Consider the following 23716-nt stretch of genomic DNA (forward strand, 5'->3'; position numbering starts at 1 on the left):
CAGCTTCTCCCAGCACTCGATCCGGCTCCCCGTGACCACTCCCTGACAAACGCTTTCCGAAGCGTTGACGTTGAGACGATTCAACTATATGGTCACATCACTTTTCGCCCGAAACACCTAGGCAGGCAGCATGAGTGGCTGGTCCATCAAGCTCTACAACGCAACGGATGAGGTCGTCTGGGCGATCAAGCTGAACGCGCTCTGGATCCTCTGCACCCTGCTCGGCGGTGTCGCGCTGGGTATCGGCCCGGCCACGCTCGCAGCGTATTCCCTGGCCAGACGCAGGTCTTTCGGTGAATCGTTTCATGCACTGCCTGCCTTCCGCACCGCGGTCCGCCGGGAGTTCCGCCGCGGCTCGCTCGTGGTGCTGCCGCTCGTCGCGGCCGCCGTCCTCCTGATCGGCAACTACCTGTACTTCGCGTCGCTGGGCGCGAAGGCGTCACTCCCCCGGCTGATCAGCCTCGTCGCCCTGATCGCACTCGGGGTGATCGCCGCCTATCTGCTCCCGATGGCCGTGCACTACGACCTCCGGGTCCGCGAGTTGTTGCCCAAGGCATCGTTGGTCGCGCTCGCGCGGCCGGCGTCGTCGCTGGTCCTGCTCTTCGTCGCGGTGTCCATCGCCTACGTGTCAGCCAAGTTCCCGGTGCTCGGGATCGTGCTGGCCGGCGGCGGCTGGATCCAGCTCAACACCTGGCTCTGCCTGCGCTTCTTCGCCGAGAACGAGGCGCGCCTGTACCTGAAAGGGAACTCATGACCATCCTCTCCCGACGGCGCCTCGCCGTCACCGTCGCCCTGTCGACGGCACTGCTCGCCTCCGCCTGCTCCGGTGGCGGCGGCGACAGCAAAGAAGGCCAGGCGGCCAGTAGCGAGCTCACCGTGATGGCGCCGCTGTTCGGCACCGCGCCCGACCCGGGCGGCGAGCTGCAGCAGGCCGTCGAGAAGCTGATCGGCAAGAAGCTCAAGATCACCTGGGTGCCGAACGCCGAGTACGGCGACAAGTCGAACGTCACGCTCGCCTCGGACAAGATCCCGGACGTAATGGTCGCGAACGAGAAGAGCCCCTCGTTCGTCAAGGCCGCCGAGGCCGGCGCGTTCTGGGACCTGACTGGCAAGCTCGACAAGTACCCGAACCTCAAGCCGGCCAACGAGCAGACCGCGAAGAACTCGATGACCAACGGCAAGACCTACGGCATCTACCGGGTCCGCCCACTGCTGCGCTCCGGCATCGTGATCCGCAAGGACTGGCTGGCCAAGCTCGGCCTGAAGGAACCGCAGACCGTCGACGACCTCTACACGATCGCCAAGGCGTTCACCGACCAGGACCCGGACGGCAACGGCAAGAAGGACACCTACGGTCTGATCATCCCGAAGTGGCCCGGCAACTACGCCAGCGCCAGCCCGTACGACGTGATCGAGACCTGGTTCGGCGCTCCGAACGGGTGGGGTGAGCGCGACGGCAAGCTGGTCCCGGGCTTCGACACCCCCGAGTTCCTGACCGCCAACGAGTGGCTGCGCAAGTGGGTCCAGGAAGGCCTGGTCAACCCGGACTTCGCCACCCTGGACAGCGCGAACTGGAACGACCCGTTCGTGCAGGGCAAGGGCGGCATGATCATCGACGTGAACGTGCGGGCCACCCAGCTGCTCGACCTGTTCAAGGAGAAGAACCCGAAGGACTTCGACAAGGTCACCCTGGTCGGGAACCTGAAGCGCTCCGACGGCCAGAAGTTCTCCTACCCGTTCACCGGCTACAACATGGTGATGGCGATCTCCAAGCAGCACATCCGGACCAAGGAGCAGCTCGACCAGGTGCTGCAGACGCTCGACAAACTCGAGTCCAAGGAGGGCTCGATCCTGCTCACCAACGGGATCGAGGGCCGCAACTTCAAGGCCGACGGTCAGTACGCCGTACCGATCAACGCCGACGACCCGAAGGTGAAGGCGATCCAGAACGACGTGGACAAGGCCTTCATCCAGCTCGGTACGCGCGCCTCCGTCGGACTCGGCGCGTACGCGCTGCGGCCGAACGACGAGGCCAGCCGGGCGATGCGGTCCAAGTTCGACGTGCTGATGAACGAGGACCTGAAGACCGCGGTCTTCAACCCGGCCCTCAGCGTGATCGCGCCGACCGCGGTGGCGAAGGGCCAGACCCTGGACACGATCATCCCGGATGCCCGGATCAAGTACCTGTCCGGCGCGATGACCGAGGACCAGCTGAAGGCGCAGATCAAGCGCTGGTACGACGGTGGCGGCACGCAGATCGTCCAGGAGGTCAACGACCTGGCAGCCAAGGCCGGCGGCTGATCCATGGCCACCGATCTGGTGCCGGAGGTGGTACAGCCTGCCGCGGGTGCTCCGCGGCAGGCGTCCCCTCCGAAGCGCAAACGCCGAACGCGTGCGGTGCCGTTGTGGAGGGATCTACTGCGGTACCGCTGGCTGTACCTGTTGCTGCTACCTGGTCTGGCGTACTTCGTCGTCTTCAAGTACCTGCCGATGTACGGCCTGACCATCGCGTTCAAGGACTACGTGCCGTTCCTGGGCTACTCGGGCAGTGAGTGGGTCGGGCTGAAGCACTTCCAGGAGCTGTTCACCGGACCGGACTTCGGCCGGCTGATGTTCAACACCCTGCTGCTCGCGCTGCTCACGATCGTGTTCGTCTTTCCGGCGCCGATCGTCGTCGCCCTGATGCTGAACGAGTTGCGCGTCCGGGTGCTGAAACGGTCCGTGCAGTCGCTGATCTACATCCCGCACTTCCTGTCGTGGACGATCGTCGCGTCGCTGACGTACCTGCTGTTCTCGGTCGACTTCGGCGTGATCGCGAACTGGATCCACAGCCTGATCGGCGGGCAGAAGACGGACTACGTCGCGCAGGCCGCGTGGTTCCGGCCGTTGATCGTGCTGCAGTTGCTGTGGAAGCAGACCGGCTGGGGCACGATCATCTACCTGGCCGCACTGGCCGGGGTGGACTCACAGCTGTACGAGGCGGCCCGGGTGGACGGCGCCGGCCGGTGGCGGCAGTTCTGGCACATCACGCTGCCGGCGATCCGGCCGACGATCGTGGTGATGGCGATCCTGACGTCCGGTCATCTGATGGACTCCGGGTTCGAGCAGATCTGGTTGATGACCACCTCGCTCAACCGCGACGTCGCCGACGTGTTCGACACGTTCGTCTACTACGTCGGCATCACGCAGGGTTCGTTCAGCTACGCGACCGCGGTCGGCCTGTTCAAGGGCGTCGTCGGTGTCGTGCTGATCTTCGGCTCCAACTTCCTGGCAAAGCGTCTGGGCCAGCGAGGCCTGTTCTGAAGGGGCTGTGACCATGGCAACCAACCACTCCGTCCGGTACTACGACTCCCGCGGCAGCCGCGCGTTCGACGTCCTGAATGCCGTCGTGCTGACCGCTCTGTCGCTGGTCACGGTCCTGCCGCTGCTGTATGTTCTGGCCGGGTCGTTCGCGACCGAGTCCGAGATCAGCTCGCGGCCGTTCTTCCTGTGGCCGCACAGGTTCGTCACGGACACCTACCACTACATCTTCTCCACCGACACGTTCGTGCGGGCGTTGCTGACCACGATCGGCGTGACCGCGGTCGGCACGGTCATCCAGTTGGTGCTCACGCTGACCATGGCCTACCCGTTGGCGAAGCGGTTCCTGCCGGGGCGGGCACTCGTACTGAATCTGGTGATCTTCACGCTGGTGTTCACCGGCGGCATGATCCCGACGTACCTGGTGGTGCGGGATCTGGGTCTGCTGGACAGCTACTGGGCGCTGATCCTGCCGCTGGCGATCAACCCGTTCTACCTGATCGTGGTGAAGAGCTTCTTCCAGGAGTTGCCCGAGGCGCTGGAGGAGGCGGCCCGGATCGACGGCTGCAACGAGCTGAACGTGTTCCTGCGGATCGTGCTGCCGTTGTCGAAGCCGATCATCGCGACGTTCTCGCTGTTCTACGCGGTCGGGATCTGGAACGACTACATGTCGCCTTTGCTCTACATCGACGACAGCCACAAGTGGACGCTGCAGATGATCGTCCGCCAGCTCACGGCGGCGAACGCCGACTCGGCGAACGTGCTGCAGCAACTGGAGACCGTCACGTTCCCGGAGCAGGGCCTGAAGTTCGCGGTCGTGGTGGTGGCGACACTGCCGATCCTGCTCTTCTACCCGTTCCTGCAGAAGCACTTCGCCAAAGGCGTCCTGATCGGATCGGTGAAAGAATGACCACACTGCAATGGCTGGAAACTCCTTGCCGGCAAGGCGTTTCCTGGGGTGTTCCATGGCCGCGCGGCACGGTTGCCGAGGGCACCCGGTTCGCGATCGCCGACGGTACGCCGGTGCAGAGCTGGACGACCGCGACCTGGCCGGACGGCTCGATCAAGTGGTCCGCCCACGCGATCGGCCCGTCCGAGCACCCGGAGTCGTCGTACGAACTCGTCACCGGCGCGCCGGCGACGCCGAGCCGGCCGGTCCAAGTGACGCGGTCCGGTGCTGAAGTCCGGGTGACGACCGGCGAGGTCACCTGGACGCTGCGCAAGCCGTCGCTGATCGCCTCGATCGCGTACGGCGACCAGGAGGTCGTGCGCGAGGTCCGGCTGGTCAGCGTGCGACAAGACGCGCCGGACGAGGATCTGGGTCGTCACCGGCAACAGACCACGGCGACTGTCGACAATCTTGTTGTCGAGCAGGACGGACCGGTCCGCGCGGTGGTCAGGCTGGACGGCAAACACGGTGACTGGCTGCCGTTCTCCGTCCGGCTCTACTTCTACGCCGGTGCGACCGACGTACGCGTCGTGCACAGCTTCATCTGGGACGGCGACCCCGACCGGGACTTCCTGGCCGGGCTGGGACTCAGCGCTGACGTGGTCATGCGCGACGAACCCCACAACCGCCACATCCGCCTGGCCGGGCCGTCCGGCTTCCTCACCGAGGCAGTCCGCGGTCTGACCGGTCTGCGCCGCGATCCAGGTGAAGAGGTACGACGTGAGCAGGTGGCAGGCCATGCGGTCGAGGAGATCCCCAACTCTGAGGTGTCGGATCGCCTGCACCTCATCCCGCAGTGGAACGACTACACGCTCGACCAAAGCAGCGCCGACGGCTTCACGCTGCGCAAGCGCACCGGCGCGGACCATGCGTGGGTGACGATCCCGGCCGGGACCAGATCGCCAGGCTATGGGTACGTCGGTGGTGTCAGCGGCGGACTCGGCTTCGGACTCCGCGACTTCTGGAAGCTCCACCCGACCCGCCTGGACATCCGCAACGCGGCCACCGACCTCGCCACCGCGACGGCCTGGATGTGGTCGCCCAGTGCACCGGCCATGGACGTGCGCTACTGGCACGACGGCATGGACCAGGACACGCACGCCGAACAGCTCGAAGGACTCGAGATCACCTACGAGGACTACGAACCGGGCTTCGGAAACGCTCACGGCATCGCGCGTACCCATGAGCTGACACTGCGAGTCCACGACACCACTCCGTCCGCTGACGACCTGGCCGAGCACGCGGCGCTGCTGAACTCCCCCGGTCTACTCGCCGTCGCTCCAGGACGGCTGTTGGAGACGGGTGTCTTCGGCAGCTGGAGTCTGCCCACCGCCGACCACCAGGACATCGAGGCGCGGCTGAACTTCCTCTTCCAGTACTACGTCGGACAGCGAGAGCAACGGCGCTGGTACGGGTTCTGGGACTACGGCGACGTCATGCACACCTACGACCGGGACCGGCACACGTGGCGGTACGACGTCGGCGGCTATGCGTGGGACAACTCCGAGCTCTCGCCGGATCTGTGGCTCTGGTACCAGTACCTGCGGACCGGTCGGGCGGACGTGTTCCGATTCGCCGAGGCGATGACCCGGCACACCAGCGAGGTCGACGTACACCACCTCGGCCGGTGGAAGGGCCTTGGTTCGCGGCACAACGTGCAGCACTGGGGGTGCAGCTGCAAGCAGGCGCGCATCTCCAACGCGATCTATCGGCGCTTCTACTACTACCTCACCGCGGACGAGCGGACCGGCGACCTGATGGACGAGTTGGCGACGATCGAGGAGATGTTCCTGGTCGTCGATCCCCAGCGCAAGGTGCGACCTGACGTCTACTCCCCCGACCCGCATGCGCTGTCTGTCGAGCTGGGCGTGGACTGGGGTGCGCTCGCCGCGGCGTGGCTCACGCGGTGGGAGCGGCACGGGGACGAGCGGGCCCGGGCACGGCTGGTCGGCACGATGGCCGACATCGCGGCACTCCATTACGGCTTCCTCACCGGCAATGCGCGGCTCAACCTGTCCACCGGGCGGTTCGACACGAGCCGACGCTCCATCGCGGTGTCACACCTGTCGTCGCTCTTCGGGCTGCCCGAGATCTGTTCGGAGCTCATCGACCTGGACCTCGACGTACCCGGATTCGAGAAGGCGTGGCTGGACTACTGCCGGCTCTACCTGCTGCCGCCGGAGCAGCAGGCCGCCGAGGTCGGTCAACCGCTCCAAGGCATCTCACTCGTCCAGGCCCACAGCCGGCTCGCCGCGTACGCCGCCAGCCGCAGCGGGGACGCGGAGCTGGCGCGACTGGCCTGGCACAAGTTCTTCGTCGACGAAGGCGACCAGCTCAACCGCAACGCCATGCAACGCCAAACGGAGTGGCGGACCACCGCGATCGACGGCGCACTGATGCCGGTCGACGAGGCCGCGTTCGTCAGCACCAACGGCGCATCGCAGTACGCGCTGGCAGCGATCCAGAACCTGTCCCTGATCCCTGAACACCGACCTGACAGAGGTGGAAAGGCATGGAGGTCTCCCGACGCACTGTCCTAGCAGGTATGGCCGCCGTACCTGCAGCGTCCCTGCTCGACACCGGCACCAAAGCAGTGGCCGCAGCACCAGAGGTGAAGCTCAGCTGGCTGGAAGGCAAGCCGAGCACAGCAGCCGTGACGACCTGGGGTACGCCGTGGCCGAAAGGCGCCGTACCCGCGAACCAGTCGTTCGCACTCACGGCCGGCGACGGCAGCGCCGTACCGGTGCAGAGCTGGCCGACAGCGTACTGGCCGGACGGCTCCCTCAAGTGGAGTGCGCATGCGATCGCGGTCGACGCACCGGCCGAGTCGTACACACTCGGCCCGGGTACGGCGGCCGCGCCCGCGCAACCGGTCACCGTCAAGAACGAGAAGACGTACGTCGACGTCGACACCGGCGTGATCAAGACCCGGATCCGCAAGAGCGGCTCGGAGCTGGTCAGCCAGATCTGGCGTGGTGACACGCTGATCGCCCGGAAGGGCGAGCTCGTCAACCTGAAGCAGGACAAGATCGCCGAGGACGAGGAAGGCGGCAGCGTCCGGGAACGCTACGACAGCGACATCACGGGCGTCACCGTCGAGCAGGCGGGACCGGTCCGCGCGGTGGTGCGGATCGACGGCCGGCACAAGTCGCGGAAGGGCAAGACCTGGTTGCCGTTCTCGGTGCGGCTGTACTTCGTGGCCGGGGCGGAGAACGTGCGGATGGTGCACACGTTCGTCTACGACCGCGATGGGCAGAAGGACTACATCGCCGGGCTCGGTGTGCGCTTCCGGGTGCCGTTGCGGGATGCGGCGTACGACCGGCACGTCCGGTTCGTCGGCGAGGGTCATGGCATGGTGTTCGAGGCGGTGAAGGGGATCACCGGGTTGCGGCGTGACCCGGGTGCCGCCGTCCGTGCAGCGCAGATCGCTGGGACGAAGCTGCCTGATCCGGCCACGTGGGACCAGCGGGTGACGACGCGGCTGCAATGGATCCCCGAGTGGGGTGACTATTCGCTGAGTCAGCTGAACGCCGACGGCTTCACGGTGAAGAAGCGGACCAAGAAGGGGTTCGGCTGGGTCTCGGTCGATCAGGGCGGGCGCGCGTCCGGGCTCGGCTACGTCGGTGGCGTGAGTGGTGGGTTCGCCTTTGGTTTAAGGGACTTCTGGCAGCGCCACCCCACCCAGCTGGACATCCGTGGCGCCGCGACCGAGGAGGCCGAGGTCACCGTGTGGCTGTGGTCGCCGGAGGCCGGTGCCATGGACACGCGGTTCTACCACGACGGGATGGGCGAGGACACCTACCCGAAGCAGTTGGACGCGCTCGAGATCACGTATGAGGACTACGAGCCGGCCTTCGGCACGCCGTACGGGATCGCGCGGACGTCCGAGCTGACGTTCTGGGCGCTGGCGGCGACGCCGACGGCTGCTCGGCTGGGTGACATGGCTGACCAGGTTCGGACGCCACCGCAGTTGATCAACCCGGTGGACCAGATCGTCAACACGCGGGTCTTCGGCGGGCTGGTCACGCCGGTGGATCGATCGGTGCCGGCGAAGAAGTCGATCGAGGATCACCTGGACTTCCTGTTCGACTTCTACCGGGGTCAGGTCGAGTCGCGACACTGGTACGGGTTCTGGGACTACGGCGACATCATGCACACGTTCGACGAGGACCGGCTGGTGTGGCGGTACGACGTGGGTGGGTACGCGTGGGACAACTCGGAGCTGTCGCCGGATCTCTGGCTCTGGTACTCGTTCCTGCGGACCGGCCGGGCCGACATCTTCCGGTTCGCCGAGGCCATGACGCGACACACTGGTGAGGTCGACGTCTATCACCTCGGGCAGTGGGCCGGACTGGGGACGCGGCACGGCGTACAGCACTGGGCGGACAGTGCGAAGCAGCAGCGGATCAGTACGGCGATCTACCGGCGGTTCTACTACTACCTGACGGCCGACGAGCGTACCGGCGACCTGCTGTCGGAGCTGGTCGACTCCGACCGGACGTTCCTTGTGCTGGATCCGCTGCGGAAAATCAGGACCGAGCCGTACGAGCCGGACCCGCATGCGCTGTCGATCGGCCTCGGTACCGACTGGAGTGGTCTGGCGGCCGCGTGGCTGACCGAGTGGGAGCGGCAGGGCCCGAAGGCCGACGTTGCCCACAGCAAGCTTCTCGGCACGATGGAGACGATCGGTGCGATGCCGAACGGCTTCGTCACCGGGAGCGGTCTGTACGACCTGGACACCGGACGGTTCGCACCGGTGACGGAGAAGACGGTCAGCGTGTCGCACCTCAGCGCGATGTTCGGGCAGGTGGAGATCTGCGCCGAACTGATCGACCTGGTGGACCTGCCGGCGTTCGAGGCGGCGTGGTTGCAGTACTGCCGCCTCTTCAACGCCACCCGCGCCGAGCAGACGGCCGAGTGCGGCGCGTACTTCGGCAACCTCATCCTCCGGCAAGGCCATTCCCGACTCACCGCGTACGCCGCCGTACGCCTGAACCGGGACGACCTGGCCGCGCGGGCCTGGAAGGAGTTCTACACCGGCGACGGCTACGGCCCGAACCTCCCCTGGTCGTCCGAGCAGGTGACCTCGACCCTCAACCCGACTCAAGCCGCCAAGTGGGTCTCCACCAACACCACAGCCCTCTACGGCCTGGCCGCCATCCAAACCCTCGCCCTGGTAGGCAACCAGATCGTCAACCCGTAGCCCGCCAACTCGAGCCGGGAGGCGTGGTGCCATCGCAATCAGGTCGCTTATTCCGTGGCGGGCTATCGTGCCACCTGCAAGTATCCCGCTCATGCTGACCTTCGACGTGCCCGATGGCACCCGCCTCGCGTACCACCGAAAGGGCTCGGGGGGTGACCGACCGCTCGTCTGCATCCCCGGCGGGCCGATGATGCGCTCCGCTTACTTCGGCGACCTCGGTGGGCTGGCCGCGCAGCGGGAGTTGGTGTTGCTGGACCTGCGCGGCACGGGGGACTCGGCCAGGCCCGCAGACCTCGCGAGCTTCCGGGTGGACCGGCAGGCTGAAGACATCGAAGCACTGCGCGTCGCCGTCGGACTGGAGCAGTTGGATCTTCTTGGCCACTCGGCCGCTGGTGATCTCGTGCTGGCCTACGCGGCCCGCTTCCCGGAGCGGGTGCGCTCGCTTGTCCTGGTCTGCGCGCGGGCGCGCACCGCCGGGATCGACTTCCCCGTCGAGCGGCGTCGCGAGGCGCTGGAACTGCGCCGGGAGGAGCCCTGGTACGAGGAGGTCCGGCCGGCCTTCGAGCGGGCCGTGTCCGGGGAGGCGAGCGGCGCGGACTTCGCGCTGCTCGACCGCCTCGCCTACGGTCGATGGGATGCCGCCGCGCAGGCGCACGCCGCCGCGTGCGAGGAGTGGTTCGACGAGGAGGCGGCGGACGCCTACCTGGCCCCGGGCGCCTTCGACGGCGCGGACGCCGCCCGCGCCGTACTGGCTGAACTGGATGTGCCCGTCCTGGTCATCTCCGGTGAGCTGGACGGCTCCCCGCGTCCGGATTCCGCCGCCGAGGTGGCTGGGCTCTTCCCGCGCGGCGAGCACATTGTCCAGCCGGGGGCCGCGCACAGTCCGTGGGTGGATGGTCCGGACGAATTCGTCCAGACCATCATCAAGTTCCTGGCCAGGGACACCACTCGCTGACGCGCACAATTACCCGACTTCGGCCATGATTTCGTCGGATACGTGGAATCGGGCACAGCGGCGCAACGCCAACTTCCGCCCCATCCTCATTACCCGACTTCCGCCATGATTTCGTCCGATACGTCGAAGTTGGCGTAGACGTTCTGGACGTCGTCGCTGTCTTCGAGGGCGTCGATCAAGCGGAAGATCTTGGCGGCGCCGTCGGCATCGAGTTCGACCGTCATGGACGGGACGAACTGGACGTCGGCGGAGTCGTAGTCGATGCCGGCGTCCTGCAGCGCCGTCCGGGCCGCGACCATGTCGGTGGCCTCGGTGACGACCTCCCAGGACTCGCCGAGGTCGTTCACCTCGTCGGCACCGGCCTCGAGCACGGCCTCCATCACGTCGTCCTCGGACAGCGACTTCCCGTCCTGGTCCTTGGCGACGACGATGACGCCCTTGCGGTTGAACAGGTACGCGACCGAGTTCGGGTCGGCCAGCGAGCCGCCGTTGCGGGTCATCGCCGTACGCACGTCGGCAGCGGCCCGGTTGCGGTTGTCGGTGAGGCACTCGACCAGCATCGCGACGCCGTTCGGGCCGTAGCCCTCGTACATGATCGTCTGGTACTCCGCGCCACCGGCCTCGGCGCCGGAACCACGCTTGATCGCGCGGTCGATGTTGTCGTTCGGGACCGAGGTCTTCTTCGCCTTCTGGATGGCGTCGTACAGGGTCGGGTTCCCGCCAGGGTCGCCACCGCCCATCCGGGCGGCCACCTCGATGTTCTTGATCAGCTTCGCGAAGAGCTTGCCGCGCCTCGCGTCGATGACGGCCTTCTTGTGCTTCGTGGTGGCCCACTTGGAGTGGCCTGACATGGCGAACCCAACCCTTCTTACCGCTGCAACTGACTCAGAGGCTGCGGACCAGCTCGGCGAAGTAGCCGTGCAGCCTGGCGTCCCCGGTCATCTCCGGATGGAACGACGTGGCCAGCAGCCGATCGTGGCGAACCGCGACGATCCTACCCGCGGCGGGGCCCGACCTCACCGTCGAGAGTACCTCCACGTCCCGGCCGACCCGCTCCACCCATGGTGCCCGGATGAACACCGCGTGGTACGGCGTGTCGAACGCGGCGAACTCCAGGTCCGCCTCGAACGAGTCCACCTGCCGCCCGAACGCGTTCCGGCGGACCGTCACGTCCAGTCCGCCGAGCGTCTCCTGGCCCTCGATCCCGCCGGTGATCTCGTTCGCGAGCATGATCATCCCGGCGCAGGTGCCGAACACCGGCATACCGTCCGCGATCCGCTTCTGCAGCGGCTCGAACAGCTCGAACGCCCGGGCCAGCTTGTCCATCGTGGTCGACTCACCACCCGGGAGCACCAGCGCGTCCACCTGCTCCAGCTCGGACGGACGCCGTACCGGCCGGGCCTCGACGCCGACCTCGGTCAGCATCGCCACGTGCTCACGCACGTTCCCCTGCAACGCGAACACACCGATCACGGTCATAGGGTCACCCTTCGTTGCCAGTCGAGCGTGACCTCGATCCGGCCCTCGTCGAAGACCGCGGGCAGGTCGTAGTGGTGTAGCAGCGACAGCACGTCCTCCAGGAGCGGCTCGCCCGGCGCCACGTTGGCAGTGTCGGGGTGCCAGAGCTTGAGCTCGAGCATGCCGAAGTCGACCGCGTGCCAGACGTCGGTGTCGGTGAAGAACACCAGGCCCTTCGGATCCGCGGCCGCCTCGAGCACCTGCCTGGCGGCGTGGTGGTCGGCTGTGTAGCGGACCACCACGACGCCGCGGGACTCCAGCTCGGCCAGTACGGCGTCGAGCCGGTCAGGATCCGTGGTCGCCGGCCAGTCGGCGGCCTCGGCCCGGAGATCCATGAAGGCCTCGCCGATCAGCAGCGGCACCAGTGCGGAGGCGTCCATCGACGGCGCGTCCTCCTGGACGGCCTCCGTCAACGCGGCCGCCACGGCGACGTGGTCGGCGTACCCGGATCGCACCAGGACGCGGGCCAGTCCCCGCAGCTCCCGGGCGGTCCGTTCGTCCACCGCCAGCAGACCTTCCGGTGTCGTCACCAGCCGCGCTCGGCGAGCCGGTGCGGCTGCGGGATCTCGTCGACGTTGATGCCGACCATGGCCTCGCCCAGACCGCGGGAGACCTTGGCGAGTACGTCGGGGTCGTCGTAGAAGGTCGTGGCCTTGACGATCGCCTCGGCGCGCTGGGCCGGGTTGCCGGACTTGAAGATGCCGGAGCCGACGAACACGCCCTCGGCGCCGAGCTGCATCATCATCGCGGCGTCGGCCGGGGTGGCGATGCCACCGGCGGTGAACAGCACGACCGGGAGCTTGCCGGCCTGCGCGACCTCCTTGACCAGCTCGTACGGCGCCTGCAGCTCCTTGGCCGCGACGTACAGCTCGTCCTCGGGGAGGTTCTGCAGCTTGCGGATCTCCTGGCGGATCTGGCGCATGTGGGTGGTCGCGTTGGACACGTCACCGGTGCCGGCCTCGCCCTTGGAGCGGATCATCGCCGCGCCCTCGGTGATCCGGCGCAGCGCCTCGCCCAGGTTGGTCGCGCCACAGACGAAGGGAACGGTGAAGTTCCATTTGTCGATGTGGTTCGCGTAGTCGGCCGGGGTCAGGACCTCGGACTCGTCGATGTAGTCCACACCGAGGCTCTGCAGCACCTGCGCCTCGACGAAGTGACCGATCCGGGCCTTGGCCATCACCGGGATCGAGACGGCGCCGATGATCGAGTCGATCATGTCCGGATCGCTCATCCGGGAGACGCCGCCCTGCGCGCGGATGTCGGCCGGAACCCGCTCCAGCGCCATCACCGCGACCGCACCGGCGTCCTCGGCGATCTTGGCCTGCTCCGCGGTGACGACGTCCATGATCACGCCGCCCTTGAGCATCTCCGCCATGCCGCGCTTGACCTTCGCGGTACCGGTCTGAGGGGTCTGGTTCTCCGTCACTGCTTTCCTCCTGGTCGTGGGGCTCACTGTCCAGATTAGGTCGACGACGGCACCGATCCTCAGTCCACCTCGGATCAAGTGGACTGAGCCAGCGCTTCCCCCAGCCGGGCGACCACCAGCCGCAGCGTCGCGGGCGGTGCGGTGAACGGGATCCGGATGTGTCTTCGGTCGGTGCCCTCGGGCGTGAACAGGTCGCCGGCGCCCAGCAGCAGGCCGTGCCCACGGGCTGCCTCCAGCACTCGGCGCGCTCTGGTTTCGGTCAACTCCAGCCATAGCGTCATCCCGCCAGTGGGCGTGGGCCAGGCCACACCGTCGAGCGTCCTGAGGCCCGTCTCCAGCGCCATCAGGTTGGCGCGCAGCCTGGTCCGGCGCCGGCTGATCACCTTGTCGAGCCGGTGGACGATCGCTTGGGCCAAGAGGTCGTCCAGTGCACTGGGTGACGCCACGCTGAGCTGTGCGGCGGTGTTGATGCGCCGTCTGAGCTGTTTGCCAGTGCGGACCCACCCGACGCGCAGTCCGCCCCACACCGTCTTCGAGAGCGATCCAACACTCACAGTGCGCGGGTAGCGACTCAGTGGTTCGGCTTGCTCCCCGCTGGCCAGCCAGAGCGGTCGCATCGTCTCGTCACTGATCAGGGCAGCGCCGTACCGCCTGGCGATCTCGACTACCGCCGTACGACGGTCCGCCGGGAGACTGAGTCCGGTCGGGTTGTGGTTGTCCGCCTGCAGGTAGATGACCTTGGGCCGGTGCCGTCGGCAGAGGTGGGTGAGCTGATCCGTGTCCCACACGCCTGCGGGCCAGCCGGCGACGTCCAGGCGGTGTTTGCGGAGCAGATCGAAGGCAGCCGGGTACGTCGGTGTCTCGGTGATCGCGACGCCCGGTCCGAGGTCCAGTCCGGCCAGTGCGGCATTCAGGCCGGCTGCTGCGCCCACGGTCAGCGTCAACTGATCCGGCTCGGTCGGTACGCCCTCCATGGTCAGTCGCTCGGCGAGCGCCATACGCAGCTCGATAGACCCGCCCGGCGGCGGACCGTCGCCACCCATGGCCTGCGGCAGGCCGTCCTCGACGATCTGTGCAGCCACCTCGGCGACGTCGTGCGGTGCGGCGGTCGTCGCGAAGCGCAGGTCGAGCACCGGCTGGTCCCCCGCGGTGAAGGTCGACGCGGGCGCGATCGGGTCCAGGAGGCGGTCGATCGGCCGGACGACCGTGCCGGAGCCGCGCTTCGTCTCCAGGACGCCGTCCGCCCGCAGGTGGTCCAGCGCCCGGACGACGGTCACGCGGCTCAACCCGAGTCGCTCGGCCAGCACCCGCTCCGAGGGGAGCCGGGAACCGATCGACAGGTCACCCCGCTCGATCCGGCGCAGCACGAGAGCCTCGACCTGCTCAGTCTTCGTCCCGTCCGCCGCGTCCAGGTCATTCTCCCGCCACATAAGTCCAGTCTCCCACCACTGGCCTGATCCTCCGAGAACTGTCCGTCCCGGGTGCTTGTATTTGCCTATGGACGAGCGGTGGGCGATCGCGCCGGAGGAGGGTGGCGGGGCAATCCTCGTCGCGCTACATCCGGACGGGCAGCCTGCCGGCGAGGTGGTGCGCGAGCCGGACCTCGCGACCGCGGTGGCTGCGCGTCCGCAGGTGACGCGGTGGGTGTGGCGGTCGTCGGCGGAGATCTATCCGCGGTTGCTGGCGAGTGGCGTCCGGGTGGAACGCTGCTACGACATCGAGAACAGCGAAGGCCTGTTGCTCGGGCACGAGGGCCGGCTGGGTGAGCCGCGATCGGCGGCGGCCGCGTGGGCACGGTTGAGTGGTCAGCCTGTGCCGCCGGATCCGCCGCTGCGGGGCGTCGTACCTGGTGAGCAGTCGTCGTTGTTCGAGATCGCTGCCGAGCCCGTCGCCTTCGACGCTCTCCTGAGGGTGTACGCCGACCAGCTCAGGCGGCACGGTCTCACGGAGCATCCGGACCGGATGCGGTTGCTCACGGCCTCGGAGTCGTCGGGGATGCTGATCGCGGCCGAGATGGATCGCGCCGGCCTGCCGTGGAGCGAGTCGGCGCATCGCGCCGTACTGACGGAGTTGCTCGGCGATCGGTTCGGCGGGACCGGGGAGCCGCGGCGGCTGACCGAGCTCGCGGACGAGGTGTCGGCGGCGTTCGGGCGGCGGGTGCGACCGGATCTGCCCGCCGACGTGCTCAAGGCGTTCAAACAGGCCGGGTATCAGCTGAAGTCGACCCGCCGCTGGGAGCTCGAGACGATCGACCATCCGGCGGTCGCGCCACTGGTCGAGTACAAGAAGCTCTATCGCATCTACACCGCGAACGGCTGGTCCTGGCTGCACGACTGGGTCCATGACGGCCGGTTCCGGCCTGGCTTCGTTCCGGGCGGCACGGTCTCCGGTCGCTGGATCACCAACGGCGGTGGCGGTCTGCAGATCCCGAAGGTCATTCGCCGTGCCGTCGTCGCCGATCCTGGTTGGCGTCTGGTGGTCGCCGACGCCTCCCAACTGGAGCCGCGGATTCTCGCCGCCATCTCGCGCGACCCGGCTCTGATGGAGGTGGCGAGCGACCCGGGCGACCTCTACAAGGCTGTCTCGGACAAGGCGTTCTCGGGAGACCGCGCCACCGCCAAAGTCGCCGTACTGGGCGCCATCTACGGCCAGACCTCCGGCGACGGCCTCAAGAACCTCGCCATGCTGCGGAAGCGATTCCCGTTGGCGGTTGCGTACGTCGACGACGCCGCGCGCGCCGGTGAGGAAGGACGGCTCGTCCGCACCTATCTGGGCCGGACCTGCCCACCGTCCGGCACTCCTCTGGACGCCGCGATGCTGGAAGGACCACCAGCAGACGAGCCCCAGACCGACGCTCGTCACGCTCGCGCCCGAGGCCGCTTCACCCGCAACTTCGTGGTCCAGGGCAGCGCCGCCGACTGGGCCTTGCTGATGCTCGCCGCCCTGCGCCAGTCACTGGCCGATCTCAAGGCCGAGCTCGTCTTCTTCCAGCACGACGAGGTGATCGTCCACTGTCCGGCCGACGAAGCCTCGGTGGTCACCGAAGCGATCCAGTCCGCCAGCACCCTGGCCGGCACCCTCACCTTCGGGCCGACCCCCACGAACTTCGCTTTCACCACCGCCACGGTCGAGACCTACGCCGACGCGAAGTAGTGCCCGGGCAGGCCGAGCCGGGAGAACTCGGTGATCTCGAAGGCGGTCATTTCGGCGATCAGGTTCGTTTCGACGCGGAAGACGTCGACGGAGAACGGGCTGTAGACGGTCTCGCCCGGGCCGCGCAGATAGGCGGCGAGCGCGGGCTGGCGGTTGATCGCGGTCGGCAGGAAACGCCAGGTGCCACGGTAGGCGTTCCCGGCCGGGTCGAGGTTGGCGGCGAGCACGCGTTCGGCCGCGGCCCGGCCCTCGAACCAGAACGGGTACGGCGGCATTGTGATGCGGACGTCCTCGTGCATGAGGGCTGCGAGCGCCGCGGGGTCACCAGCGTCCCAGGCGGCTACGTACTTCTGCAGCAGGTCGTGCTCATCAGCAGACGGAGTGGCCGACCACTCCGACCGGTGCGACGGAAGGTGTTCGCCGAGCACGGGCCGGGCTCGCTGGAGGGCGGAGTTGACGGCGGCAACGGTCAGCTCCATGACCGAGGCGGTTTCACTGGCGGGCCAGCCAAGGACATCGCGGAAGATCAGGACCGCGCGTTGCCGGGGTGGAAGGTGCTGGATCGCGATCAGGAACGCGAGCTCGATCGTCTCGCGACGGATCACAACGGCATCCGGCTCGTCCGCGCGGTCCAGCAGTACGTCGGGGAACGGCTGGAGCCAGGGGACGTCCTCGCGCGGCGGGAGGGCGGTGGCGGGGAAGGACGCCGGTTCGAGTTGGTACGGGAGGACTCGCTGCTTGCGGCGTACGTCGTCGATGCAGGCGTTGGTGGCGATGCGATAGAGCCAGGCGCGCAACGACGAGCGACCCTCGAAGTCGTCGCGCCGGCGCCACGCCCGCAGGAACGTCTCTTGCACCATGTCCTCGGCGTCGTCGTACGAGCCGAGCATCCGGTAGCAGTGCACCCGCAACTCGTGGCGGTACCGCTCGGCCTCCTCCGCGAAGGTCAACTGCCGTCCTCCAGTTCGATCGTGCCCGGCATCGGCGCGTGGCCGGCCAGCCGGAACCACCTCACCAGCCGGCGCTGCCGCAGGTCGCGCGTCGACACCACGATGTCGTTGTGGAAACGCCGCGCCAACTGGACCCGCCGCATCGCCAGGCTCAGTTCGCCGGCCCACGGTTCCTTGTCGGTGCCGGTGGCATGGATCGCACGGGTCAACGCCGATTCGGCCTGCTCACGCGTCTCCAGCGACGCGGTCCGGGCCCGATGAGCCGCGTCGAGCAGGAGCAGGGACGACGCCGGGTCGAGGATGCCGGTGCCGGCCAGCTCGGCGACCAGGGCGGAGCGCCGGGCGAGCTCGGTCTCCAGCGAGGCGCGGGCGATCTCGACCCGGTGGTGCAGGCGGTCCAGCCGGCCGGCGGTCCAGCTCGCGTAAGCGCCGAACAACAGCAGCACCACGCCGATCGCGAGCAGCGCCCAGGACACCTTCACAGCACCATTCGATCATCGATTACGGAGCGCTGACGGTCCGGGCGAATCCGGTAGTCGGCGCGCCCGGCGGCACTAGCGTCGGGATCATGGCTGACATCGGCGTGATCGGCGGTTCCGGTTTCTACACGTTCCTGTCCGACGCACAGACCGTCGAGATCGACACCCCGTTCGGCCCGCCCAGCGAGGCGCCGGTGGTCGGCGACCTCGACGGGCGGGAGGTCGCGTTCATCCCCCGGCATGGGGCCGATCACCGCTTCCCGCCGCATCGGGTCAACTATCGCGCCAACCTGTGGGCCCTGCGCGAGCTCGGCGTACGGCAGGTTCTCGGGCCGTGTGCGGTCGGTTCGCTCAAGCCTGAGCTCGTGCCGGGCACGTTCGTCGTCCCCGATCAGTACGTCGATCGCACCTGGGGCCGGCCTCAGACGGTGTACGACGACCAGCCGGTGGTGCACACGTCCGTCGCCGACCCGTACTGTCCGGCCGGCCGGGGGACGGTGATTGCCGCGGGCAACGTCGTACCGGAGGGGACGATGGTGGTGATCAACGGACCGCGTTTCTCCACCCGCGCCGAGTCGCGGTGGCACGCGGCACAAGGCTGGTCGGTCGTCGGCATGACCGGAGCGCCCGAGGCCGCGATCGCTCGCGAACTCGCGCTCTGCTACACCTCGATCGCCGTCGTCACGGACCACGATGCGGGCGTCGAGTCGGGCAGTGGCGTCACGCAGGCCGAGGTCTTCACCGCGTTCAAGGGCAGCATCGAGCGACTGCAGGACCTGCTCAGGAACGTGATCGGGCAGCTCCCCAAGCCGGACGCCGACTGCACCTGCCGCCACGCCCTCGACGGGACGGTGGCGCGGTGAGAGTGCTGCTGACCGGCGGGGCCGGATTCATCGGGCAGCACGTCCACCACCAGCTCGTTGCCGAGGGCCACGACGTGATCGTCCTCGATTCCTTCCGGCCGGATGTCCATGCGCACCAGCCGGCGCCACGTCCCGGTCTGATCGTCGGCGACATCCGTGACGCGGCGACGGTCGCGGCCGCACTGGACGGGATCGACTCCGTCATCCACCTGGCGGCGAAGGTCGGACTCGGCGTCGACCTCGACGATCTGGACGACTACGTCTCCAGCAACAGCCTGGGTACGGCGATCCTGCTCCGGCAACTCGCCCACGCCAAGATCCAACACCTCGTCTACGCCAGCTCGATGGTCGTGTACGGCGAGGGCCGCTACGACTGTGATCGCCACGGCCGCGTCGCCCCCGGTCCACGCCGTACCGAAGACCTGGACGCGGGCCGCTTCGAACCACCGTGCCCAGTCTGCGGCGCCCAACTCCACCCGGGTCTCGTCGAGGAGGACGCCGTACTCGATCCTCGCAACGCCTATGCGGCCACGAAACTCAACGGTGAGCACCTTGCCCAGACGTGGGCGCGCGAGACCGGCGGCAGGGTGACCGCGCTCCGCTTCCACAACGTCTACGGACCTGGCATGCCGAGGAACACGCCGTACGCCGGAGTCGCGGCGATCTTCGGCTCGGCGCTGGAACGCGGCGAGGCACCGAAGGTCTTCGAGGACGGCAATCAGCGCCGCGACTTCATCCACGTTCGCGACATCGCCACCGCCGTGACCACGTCTGCCGCCGCTCTCCCCCACCAGCCCGCGTTCGCGGCGTACAACGTCGGCAGCGGCACCATCCACACCATCGGCGACGTCGCCACCGAACTCTCGCGCGCCTACGACGGCCCGGCGCCGGTCGTCACCGGCCAGTACCGCCTGGGCGACGTCCGCCACATCACGGCGTCCTCGGACCGCCTCCGCAACGAACTGGGCTGGAAGCCGGCCTACGACCTCACCACCGGTCTCGCGGACCTGCTCTCAAACGCTCGCGGGTAGGTCGATCTGGAAGGCGCAGCCGCCGTCGATGTTGCTGACGGCGATGTTGCCGTCGTGCGATTCGACCACACCACGAGCGATCGCCAGGCCGAGGCCGCCGCCGCTCGATCTGGCACCTTCGCCAGGGGACGCCGACTCGGGTGTCCGCTGTTCGTCGCCGCGCCAGCCGATGTCGAAGACCCGGTCGAGATCGTCGGTGGGGATTCCGCCGCAGCCGTCCGTGACCGCGAGGCGGACGCGGCCGTCGGGCTCGCGGTCGACGGCCAGGGTGACGGTTCCACCGGGTGCGGTGTGGCGGATCGCGTTGCCGACCAGGTTGGTGACCGCGCGGGTCAGCTCGTCCGGATCGCCCTGGACGGCGAGCCGATCGGCATCTGTCGGCGTCGACACCGCCAGCCGAACCCCGGACGAACGGGCATGCTCACCGTTCTCCCCCGCCACGTCCTCCGCCAGCTCGCGCAGACTGACCGCGGACCGGTGCCGCGGCGGAGGAGCCGCCGACAACCGGGACAGCTCGAACAAGTCATCGACCAGGCCGGTCATCCGGTCGACCGTCGACCGCATCTGCCGCAGCGCACCGGGTACGTCGTCGATCACGCCGTCCTCGAGTCCCTCGGACACGGCCCGCAATCCGGCCAGCGGCGTCCGCAGATCGTGCGACATGAACGCGACCAGCTCCCGCCGGCTGGCTTCCAGCGCGCGCTCCCTTTCGTGCGACGCGGCGAGCTTGCGGCGCGTCATCTCCAGCTCGTCCGTCAGCTCCGCCAGTTCGGCCGGTACTGCGCCAGTCAGCTCGGCCGTCGGCTCGTACGACGTACCGAGGTGACGCAACCGACGGCCAACGTCCCGGGAGCCCGTGCTGATCCAGTGCCCGAGCAGCACTGACATCCCCAGCCCGAGCAATGCCGCGAACGCCAGCGTCCACAGCACCACCCACGAGTCGTGCTCGGAGATGAACATCGCCCGCACGCTCTGCAGGACCGCGGCCAGCGCGGCCGCCATCGGCGCCAGCGCGGCCACGATCATCGTGATCCGCAACGACCGACGCCGGAACTGCCACAGGATTGCCGCTCCGAGCCCCGCGACGATCAACGTCCACAGCGTGGTCAGCGCCAGGATCGTGAACATGTCCTTGTTCATTCGGCATCTCCGACGAACCGGTAGCCCGTCCGCGGCACCGTGAGGACCAACCGCGGATCGGACGGATCGACCTCGATCTTCTCCCGCAACCGGCGAACGTGCACGGTGACGGTCGATGAGTCGCCGAAGTCCCAGCCCCAGACGCGGCGCAGCAGTTCGGCCTTCGTGTACGCCTTGCCCGGATGCGACACCAGGAACGCCAGCAGATCGAACTCCCGATGCGTCAGCGCCAGTTCGTCCCCGTTCAGGTAGGCAAGCCGCGCCGCCGTGTCGATCATGATCGGCCCGGCGCTGATCTTGGTCGGTGTCAGGTCGAGGCCGGCCAGCCGCTCCTCGCGCCGCAGCATCGCCTGCACCCGCAGCGTGAGCTCCCGCGGGCTGAACGGCTTGACCACATAGTCGTCCGCGCCGACCTCCAGCCCGACCAGCCGGTCCTCCTCCTCGCCCCGCGCGGACAGCATGATCACCGCGGCGCCGTCGTCGGCCGCGCGCATCCGGCGCAGCACCTCGAGCCCGGACAGGCCGGGCAGCATCACGTCCAGCACGACGACCGACGGCTTCCACTGCTGCCAGACCTCGACCGCCGCGACCCCGTCCGCCACCACGCGGGCGTCGTACCCCGCTTTGGTCAGGTACGCCGAGACGACGTTGGACACGGTCGGGTCGTCGTCGACGACGAGTACACGAGTAGCCACGGTCAGAGCCTAGATCGTCCGGACGCAGCCCAGCCCGGTCCGGCCCGCGACGGCGAACGCCGTAAGAGAGCCGTAGCCGCGTTCGGCCGCCGGCGCCACCCCATCTTCCCTACGGTCGAAGAGTGTCAGTCGATCTCGTCCTCCCGTGCCTGAACGAGGCCGCCGCCCTGCCCTGGGTGCTCGAACGGCTGCCGGCCGGCGTCCGGGCCGTTGTCGTCGACAACGGTTCCACCGATGGATCGGCGGAGGTCGCCGCCGGCCTGGGCGCGATCGTCGTACGGTGCGAGCCGCGCGGGTACGGTGCTGCGTGTCATGCGGGCCTGGAGGCGGCCGAGGCCGAGGTCGTCGCGTTCATGGATGCCGACGCGTCGCTCGATCCGCGGCAACTGGTCCGTGTCACCGCGCCCGTGCTGGCCGGCCGTGTCGATCTCATGGTCGGCCGCCGTCGACCCGTTTCGCGGGCCGTTTGGCCGTGGCATCTCCGGTTGGCGAACGCCGAGTTGTCCCGGCGGATCAAACGCCGTACGGGAGTGCGCCTACACGACCTCGGCCCGATGCGGGCAGCCCGGCGGGATGCACTCCTCGGCCTCGGTCTGTTGGACCGGCGCTCCGGGTACCCACTGGAGACCGTCGTACGCGCGGCCGACGCCGGTTGGCGGATCGCCGAGGTCGACGTCGACTACCTGCCGCGCTCCGGTCGCTCCAAGGTCACGGGGACGCCGCTCGGCGCGGCGCGGGCCGTCCTCGACATGTCCAAGGTGCTGGCGCGATGACTCGCGGGACGCTGATCGTCATCGCGAAGGAGCCGGTGCCGGGGCGGGTGAAGACGCGGCTGCAGACCGAATTCACCGCCGCGGAGGCTGCGGCGCTGGCGCGGGCCTCGCTGGTGGACACGCTGAGTGCCGTCTGCTCGACGGCGGCCTCGCGACGCGTTCTCGCGCTCGAGGGCGATCCTGGGCCGTGGCTTCCGGACGGTTTCGAGGTGATCGGGCAGCGCGGGGGCGGGCTGGCCGAGCGGCTGGCGGCGGCGTTCGAGGACGCGTTCGACGGTACGCCGATGCTTCTGGTCGGCATGGACACGCCACAGCTCACGCCGGGGCTGCTGGGATTCCGGTGGTCCGGGCATGACGCCGTGCTCGGGCTGACCGACGATGGCGGCTACTGGTGCCTCGGGTTGCGGGTGCCCGATCGGCGCGCGTTGATCGGCGTACCGATGTCGACCGATCACACCGGTATCGACCAGTTGCGGCGGCTCAGGATGCTCGGGCTGCGGGTGTTGCTGTTGCCGACCCTGCGAGACATGGACACGCCGCACGATGCGGCGCACCTCGCGGCCGCGTATCCGTCGTTGCGAGTGTCGAGGCTCTATCGGCGGTTGCAGCACGCGGCCCATCCGGGCCTGCTGTTCGAGCAGGCGCTCGGGGGTACGGCGAGAGTCGTTGCTACCGGCATCGATGGGCGGACCGTGCCGTCGCTGTCGGAACTGGATCGGTGGCAGTCGCCCGCCGACGAGGTCGACCGGCTTGCGCTGAGCCGGTGCGAAGGGCCCGTCCTCGACGTGGGCTGTGGACCGGGACGGATCGTGACCGCGTTGGCTGAGCGAGGGATTCCGGCGCTCGGCGTGGATGTCTCGCCGCGGGCGGTGTCGCTCACCACCGCTCGGGGTGCGGCGGCGCTCCGGCGGCCGGTGCAGGACCGCCTGCCGGGCGAGGGGCGGTGGGGCAGTGTGCTGCTGATGGACGGCAACATCGGCATCGGCGGCGATCCGGCCGACCTCCTCCGGCGGTGTGCCGAGCTCGTCCGCCCCGACGGGCTGGTGCTGGTCGAGGTCGACCCGGACGACGACCTCGACGACACCGCCCCGATCGTCCTCCGCAGCTCCACCGGCCGCCGTTCCACCCCGTTGCCCTGGGCAAGAGTCGGTACGCGCGCCGTCCTCCGGCACGCCTCCGCCGCCCACCTGCACGCCACCGAGGACTGGCGAGCCGGCCACCGAGCCTTCCTCGCCCTCCGCCGGACCACCACCTCGGCACGGATCGCCTGATGCCGACCCG

The 23716-nt window shown here is 68.4% G+C and carries 21 protein-coding genes; 12 read left to right on the top strand and 9 right to left on the bottom strand.

From position 1 onward, the window contains the following. Positions 1 to 130 precede the first annotated feature (130 nt). The 7 genes from OG555_RS38900 (at position 131) to OG555_RS38930 (ending at position 10407) form a co-directional block, all read left to right on the top strand. A complete protein-coding gene (locus OG555_RS38900) occupies positions 131 to 754 on the top strand; it encodes a YesL family protein (protein WP_329478499.1) in 624 nt (207 codons plus the stop codon). Continuing rightward, entirely contained in the window at positions 751 to 2301 is a 1551-nt protein-coding gene (locus OG555_RS38905; RefSeq protein WP_329478500.1) for an extracellular solute-binding protein, read from the top strand. Before OG555_RS38900 ends, OG555_RS38905 begins: the two co-directional genes overlap by 4 nt. A gap of 3 nt (positions 2302 to 2304) precedes the next feature. After that, positions 2305 to 3303 carry an ABC transporter permease gene (locus OG555_RS38910; protein ID WP_329478501.1) on the top strand — a complete coding sequence of 333 codons (999 nt, stop codon included), beginning with the start codon at positions 2305 to 2307 and terminating at the stop codon, positions 3301 to 3303. Between the two features lie 13 nt (positions 3304 to 3316). Beyond that, entirely contained in the window at positions 3317 to 4210 is an 894-nt protein-coding gene (locus tag OG555_RS38915; protein ID WP_329478503.1) for a carbohydrate ABC transporter permease, read from the top strand. Continuing rightward, on the top strand, positions 4207 to 6789 hold the full coding sequence (locus OG555_RS38920; protein WP_329478505.1) for an exo-rhamnogalacturonan lyase family protein: 2583 nt from the start codon (positions 4207 to 4209) through the stop codon (positions 6787 to 6789). The genes OG555_RS38915 and OG555_RS38920 overlap by 4 nt, the downstream gene beginning before the upstream one ends. Continuing rightward, positions 6762 to 9452, top strand: coding sequence for an exo-rhamnogalacturonan lyase family protein (locus tag OG555_RS38925; RefSeq protein WP_329478507.1), 2691 nt, complete (start codon positions 6762 to 6764; stop codon positions 9450 to 9452). Before OG555_RS38920 ends, OG555_RS38925 begins: the two co-directional genes overlap by 28 nt. Positions 9453 to 9543: 91 nt before the next feature. Then, complete coding sequence (locus OG555_RS38930; RefSeq protein ID WP_329478509.1) at positions 9544 to 10407, top strand: alpha/beta fold hydrolase; 864 nt, start codon at positions 9544 to 9546, stop codon at positions 10405 to 10407. An 89-nt stretch (positions 10408 to 10496) separates the two neighbouring features. On the opposite strand, the gene OG555_RS38935 is transcribed toward OG555_RS38930, so the two are convergent. The 5 genes from OG555_RS38935 to OG555_RS38955 form a co-directional block, all read right to left on the bottom strand. Further along, entirely contained in the window at positions 10497 to 11258 is a 762-nt protein-coding gene (locus tag OG555_RS38935; protein ID WP_328519949.1) for a YebC/PmpR family DNA-binding transcriptional regulator, read from the bottom strand. Positions 11259 to 11292: 34 nt separating this feature from the next. Continuing rightward, positions 11293 to 11886 (bottom strand): pyridoxal 5'-phosphate synthase glutaminase subunit PdxT, encoded by a 594-nt coding sequence (pdxT, locus tag OG555_RS38940; RefSeq protein ID WP_329478511.1) that lies wholly within the window; start codon positions 11884 to 11886, stop codon positions 11293 to 11295. Beyond that, a complete protein-coding gene (locus tag OG555_RS38945; RefSeq protein ID WP_329478512.1) occupies positions 11883 to 12455 on the bottom strand; it encodes a DUF6891 domain-containing protein in 573 nt (190 codons plus the stop codon). Before OG555_RS38945 ends, pdxT begins: the two co-directional genes overlap by 4 nt. Then, a complete protein-coding gene (gene pdxS / locus OG555_RS38950) occupies positions 12452 to 13300 on the bottom strand; it encodes a pyridoxal 5'-phosphate synthase lyase subunit PdxS (protein ID WP_329484932.1) in 849 nt (282 codons plus the stop codon). Before pdxS ends, OG555_RS38945 begins: the two co-directional genes overlap by 4 nt. 125 nt (positions 13301 to 13425) lie before the next feature. Continuing rightward, the gene (locus OG555_RS38955; protein ID WP_329478513.1) at positions 13426 to 14781 is read right to left on the bottom strand and encodes an aminotransferase-like domain-containing protein; all 1356 of its coding nucleotides are present in this window, start codon (positions 14779 to 14781) and stop codon (positions 13426 to 13428) included. A 67-nt stretch (positions 14782 to 14848) separates the two neighbouring features. Between OG555_RS38955 and OG555_RS38960 the strand changes: the two genes are divergently transcribed. Continuing rightward, positions 14849 to 16504 carry a bifunctional 3'-5' exonuclease/DNA polymerase gene (locus OG555_RS38960; RefSeq protein ID WP_329478515.1) on the top strand — a complete coding sequence of 552 codons (1656 nt, stop codon included), beginning with the start codon at positions 14849 to 14851 and terminating at the stop codon, positions 16502 to 16504. Here OG555_RS38960 and OG555_RS38965 read toward each other — a convergent pair. Together OG555_RS38965 and OG555_RS38970 are read right to left on the bottom strand one after the other, a co-directional pair. Continuing rightward, on the bottom strand, positions 16486 to 17454 hold the full coding sequence (locus tag OG555_RS38965; RefSeq protein ID WP_329478516.1) for an RNA polymerase subunit sigma-70: 969 nt from the start codon (positions 17452 to 17454) through the stop codon (positions 16486 to 16488). The genes OG555_RS38960 and OG555_RS38965 overlap by 19 nt on opposite strands. Further along, positions 17451 to 17936, bottom strand: coding sequence for a hypothetical protein (locus tag OG555_RS38970; RefSeq protein WP_329478518.1), 486 nt, complete (start codon positions 17934 to 17936; stop codon positions 17451 to 17453). The genes OG555_RS38965 and OG555_RS38970 overlap by 4 nt, the downstream gene beginning before the upstream one ends. Positions 17937 to 18022: 86 nt before the next feature. Here OG555_RS38970 and OG555_RS38975 point away from each other — a divergent pair, with 86 nt between their 5' ends. Then, positions 18023 to 18796, top strand: coding sequence for an S-methyl-5'-thioadenosine phosphorylase (locus tag OG555_RS38975; protein WP_329478519.1), 774 nt, complete (start codon positions 18023 to 18025; stop codon positions 18794 to 18796). Continuing rightward, on the top strand, positions 18793 to 19827 hold the full coding sequence (locus OG555_RS38980) for an NAD-dependent epimerase/dehydratase family protein (protein WP_329478520.1): 1035 nt from the start codon (positions 18793 to 18795) through the stop codon (positions 19825 to 19827). The genes OG555_RS38975 and OG555_RS38980 overlap by 4 nt, the downstream gene beginning before the upstream one ends. Here the strand turns inward: OG555_RS38980 and OG555_RS38985 are convergent. Both OG555_RS38985 and OG555_RS38990 read right to left on the bottom strand, forming a co-directional pair. Continuing rightward, positions 19810 to 20967, bottom strand: coding sequence for a sensor histidine kinase (locus OG555_RS38985; protein WP_329478522.1), 1158 nt, complete (start codon positions 20965 to 20967; stop codon positions 19810 to 19812). The genes OG555_RS38980 and OG555_RS38985 overlap by 18 nt on opposite strands. Beyond that, a complete protein-coding gene (locus OG555_RS38990) occupies positions 20964 to 21662 on the bottom strand; it encodes a response regulator transcription factor (protein ID WP_328519939.1) in 699 nt (232 codons plus the stop codon). Before OG555_RS38990 ends, OG555_RS38985 begins: the two co-directional genes overlap by 4 nt. Before the next feature lie 122 nt (positions 21663 to 21784). Between OG555_RS38990 and OG555_RS38995 the strand changes: the two genes are divergently transcribed. Together OG555_RS38995 and OG555_RS39000 are read left to right on the top strand one after the other, a co-directional pair. Next, the gene (locus OG555_RS38995) at positions 21785 to 22435 is read left to right on the top strand and encodes a glycosyltransferase family 2 protein (protein WP_329478523.1); all 651 of its coding nucleotides are present in this window, start codon (positions 21785 to 21787) and stop codon (positions 22433 to 22435) included. Further along, positions 22432 to 23706 carry a DUF2064 domain-containing protein gene (locus tag OG555_RS39000; RefSeq protein ID WP_329478525.1) on the top strand — a complete coding sequence of 425 codons (1275 nt, stop codon included), beginning with the start codon at positions 22432 to 22434 and terminating at the stop codon, positions 23704 to 23706. The genes OG555_RS38995 and OG555_RS39000 overlap by 4 nt, the downstream gene beginning before the upstream one ends. Positions 23707 to 23716 lie beyond the last annotated feature (10 nt).

The organism is Kribbella sp. NBC_01484, assembly GCF_036227145.1.
GTDB lineage: Bacteria > Actinomycetota > Actinomycetes > Propionibacteriales > Kribbellaceae > Kribbella.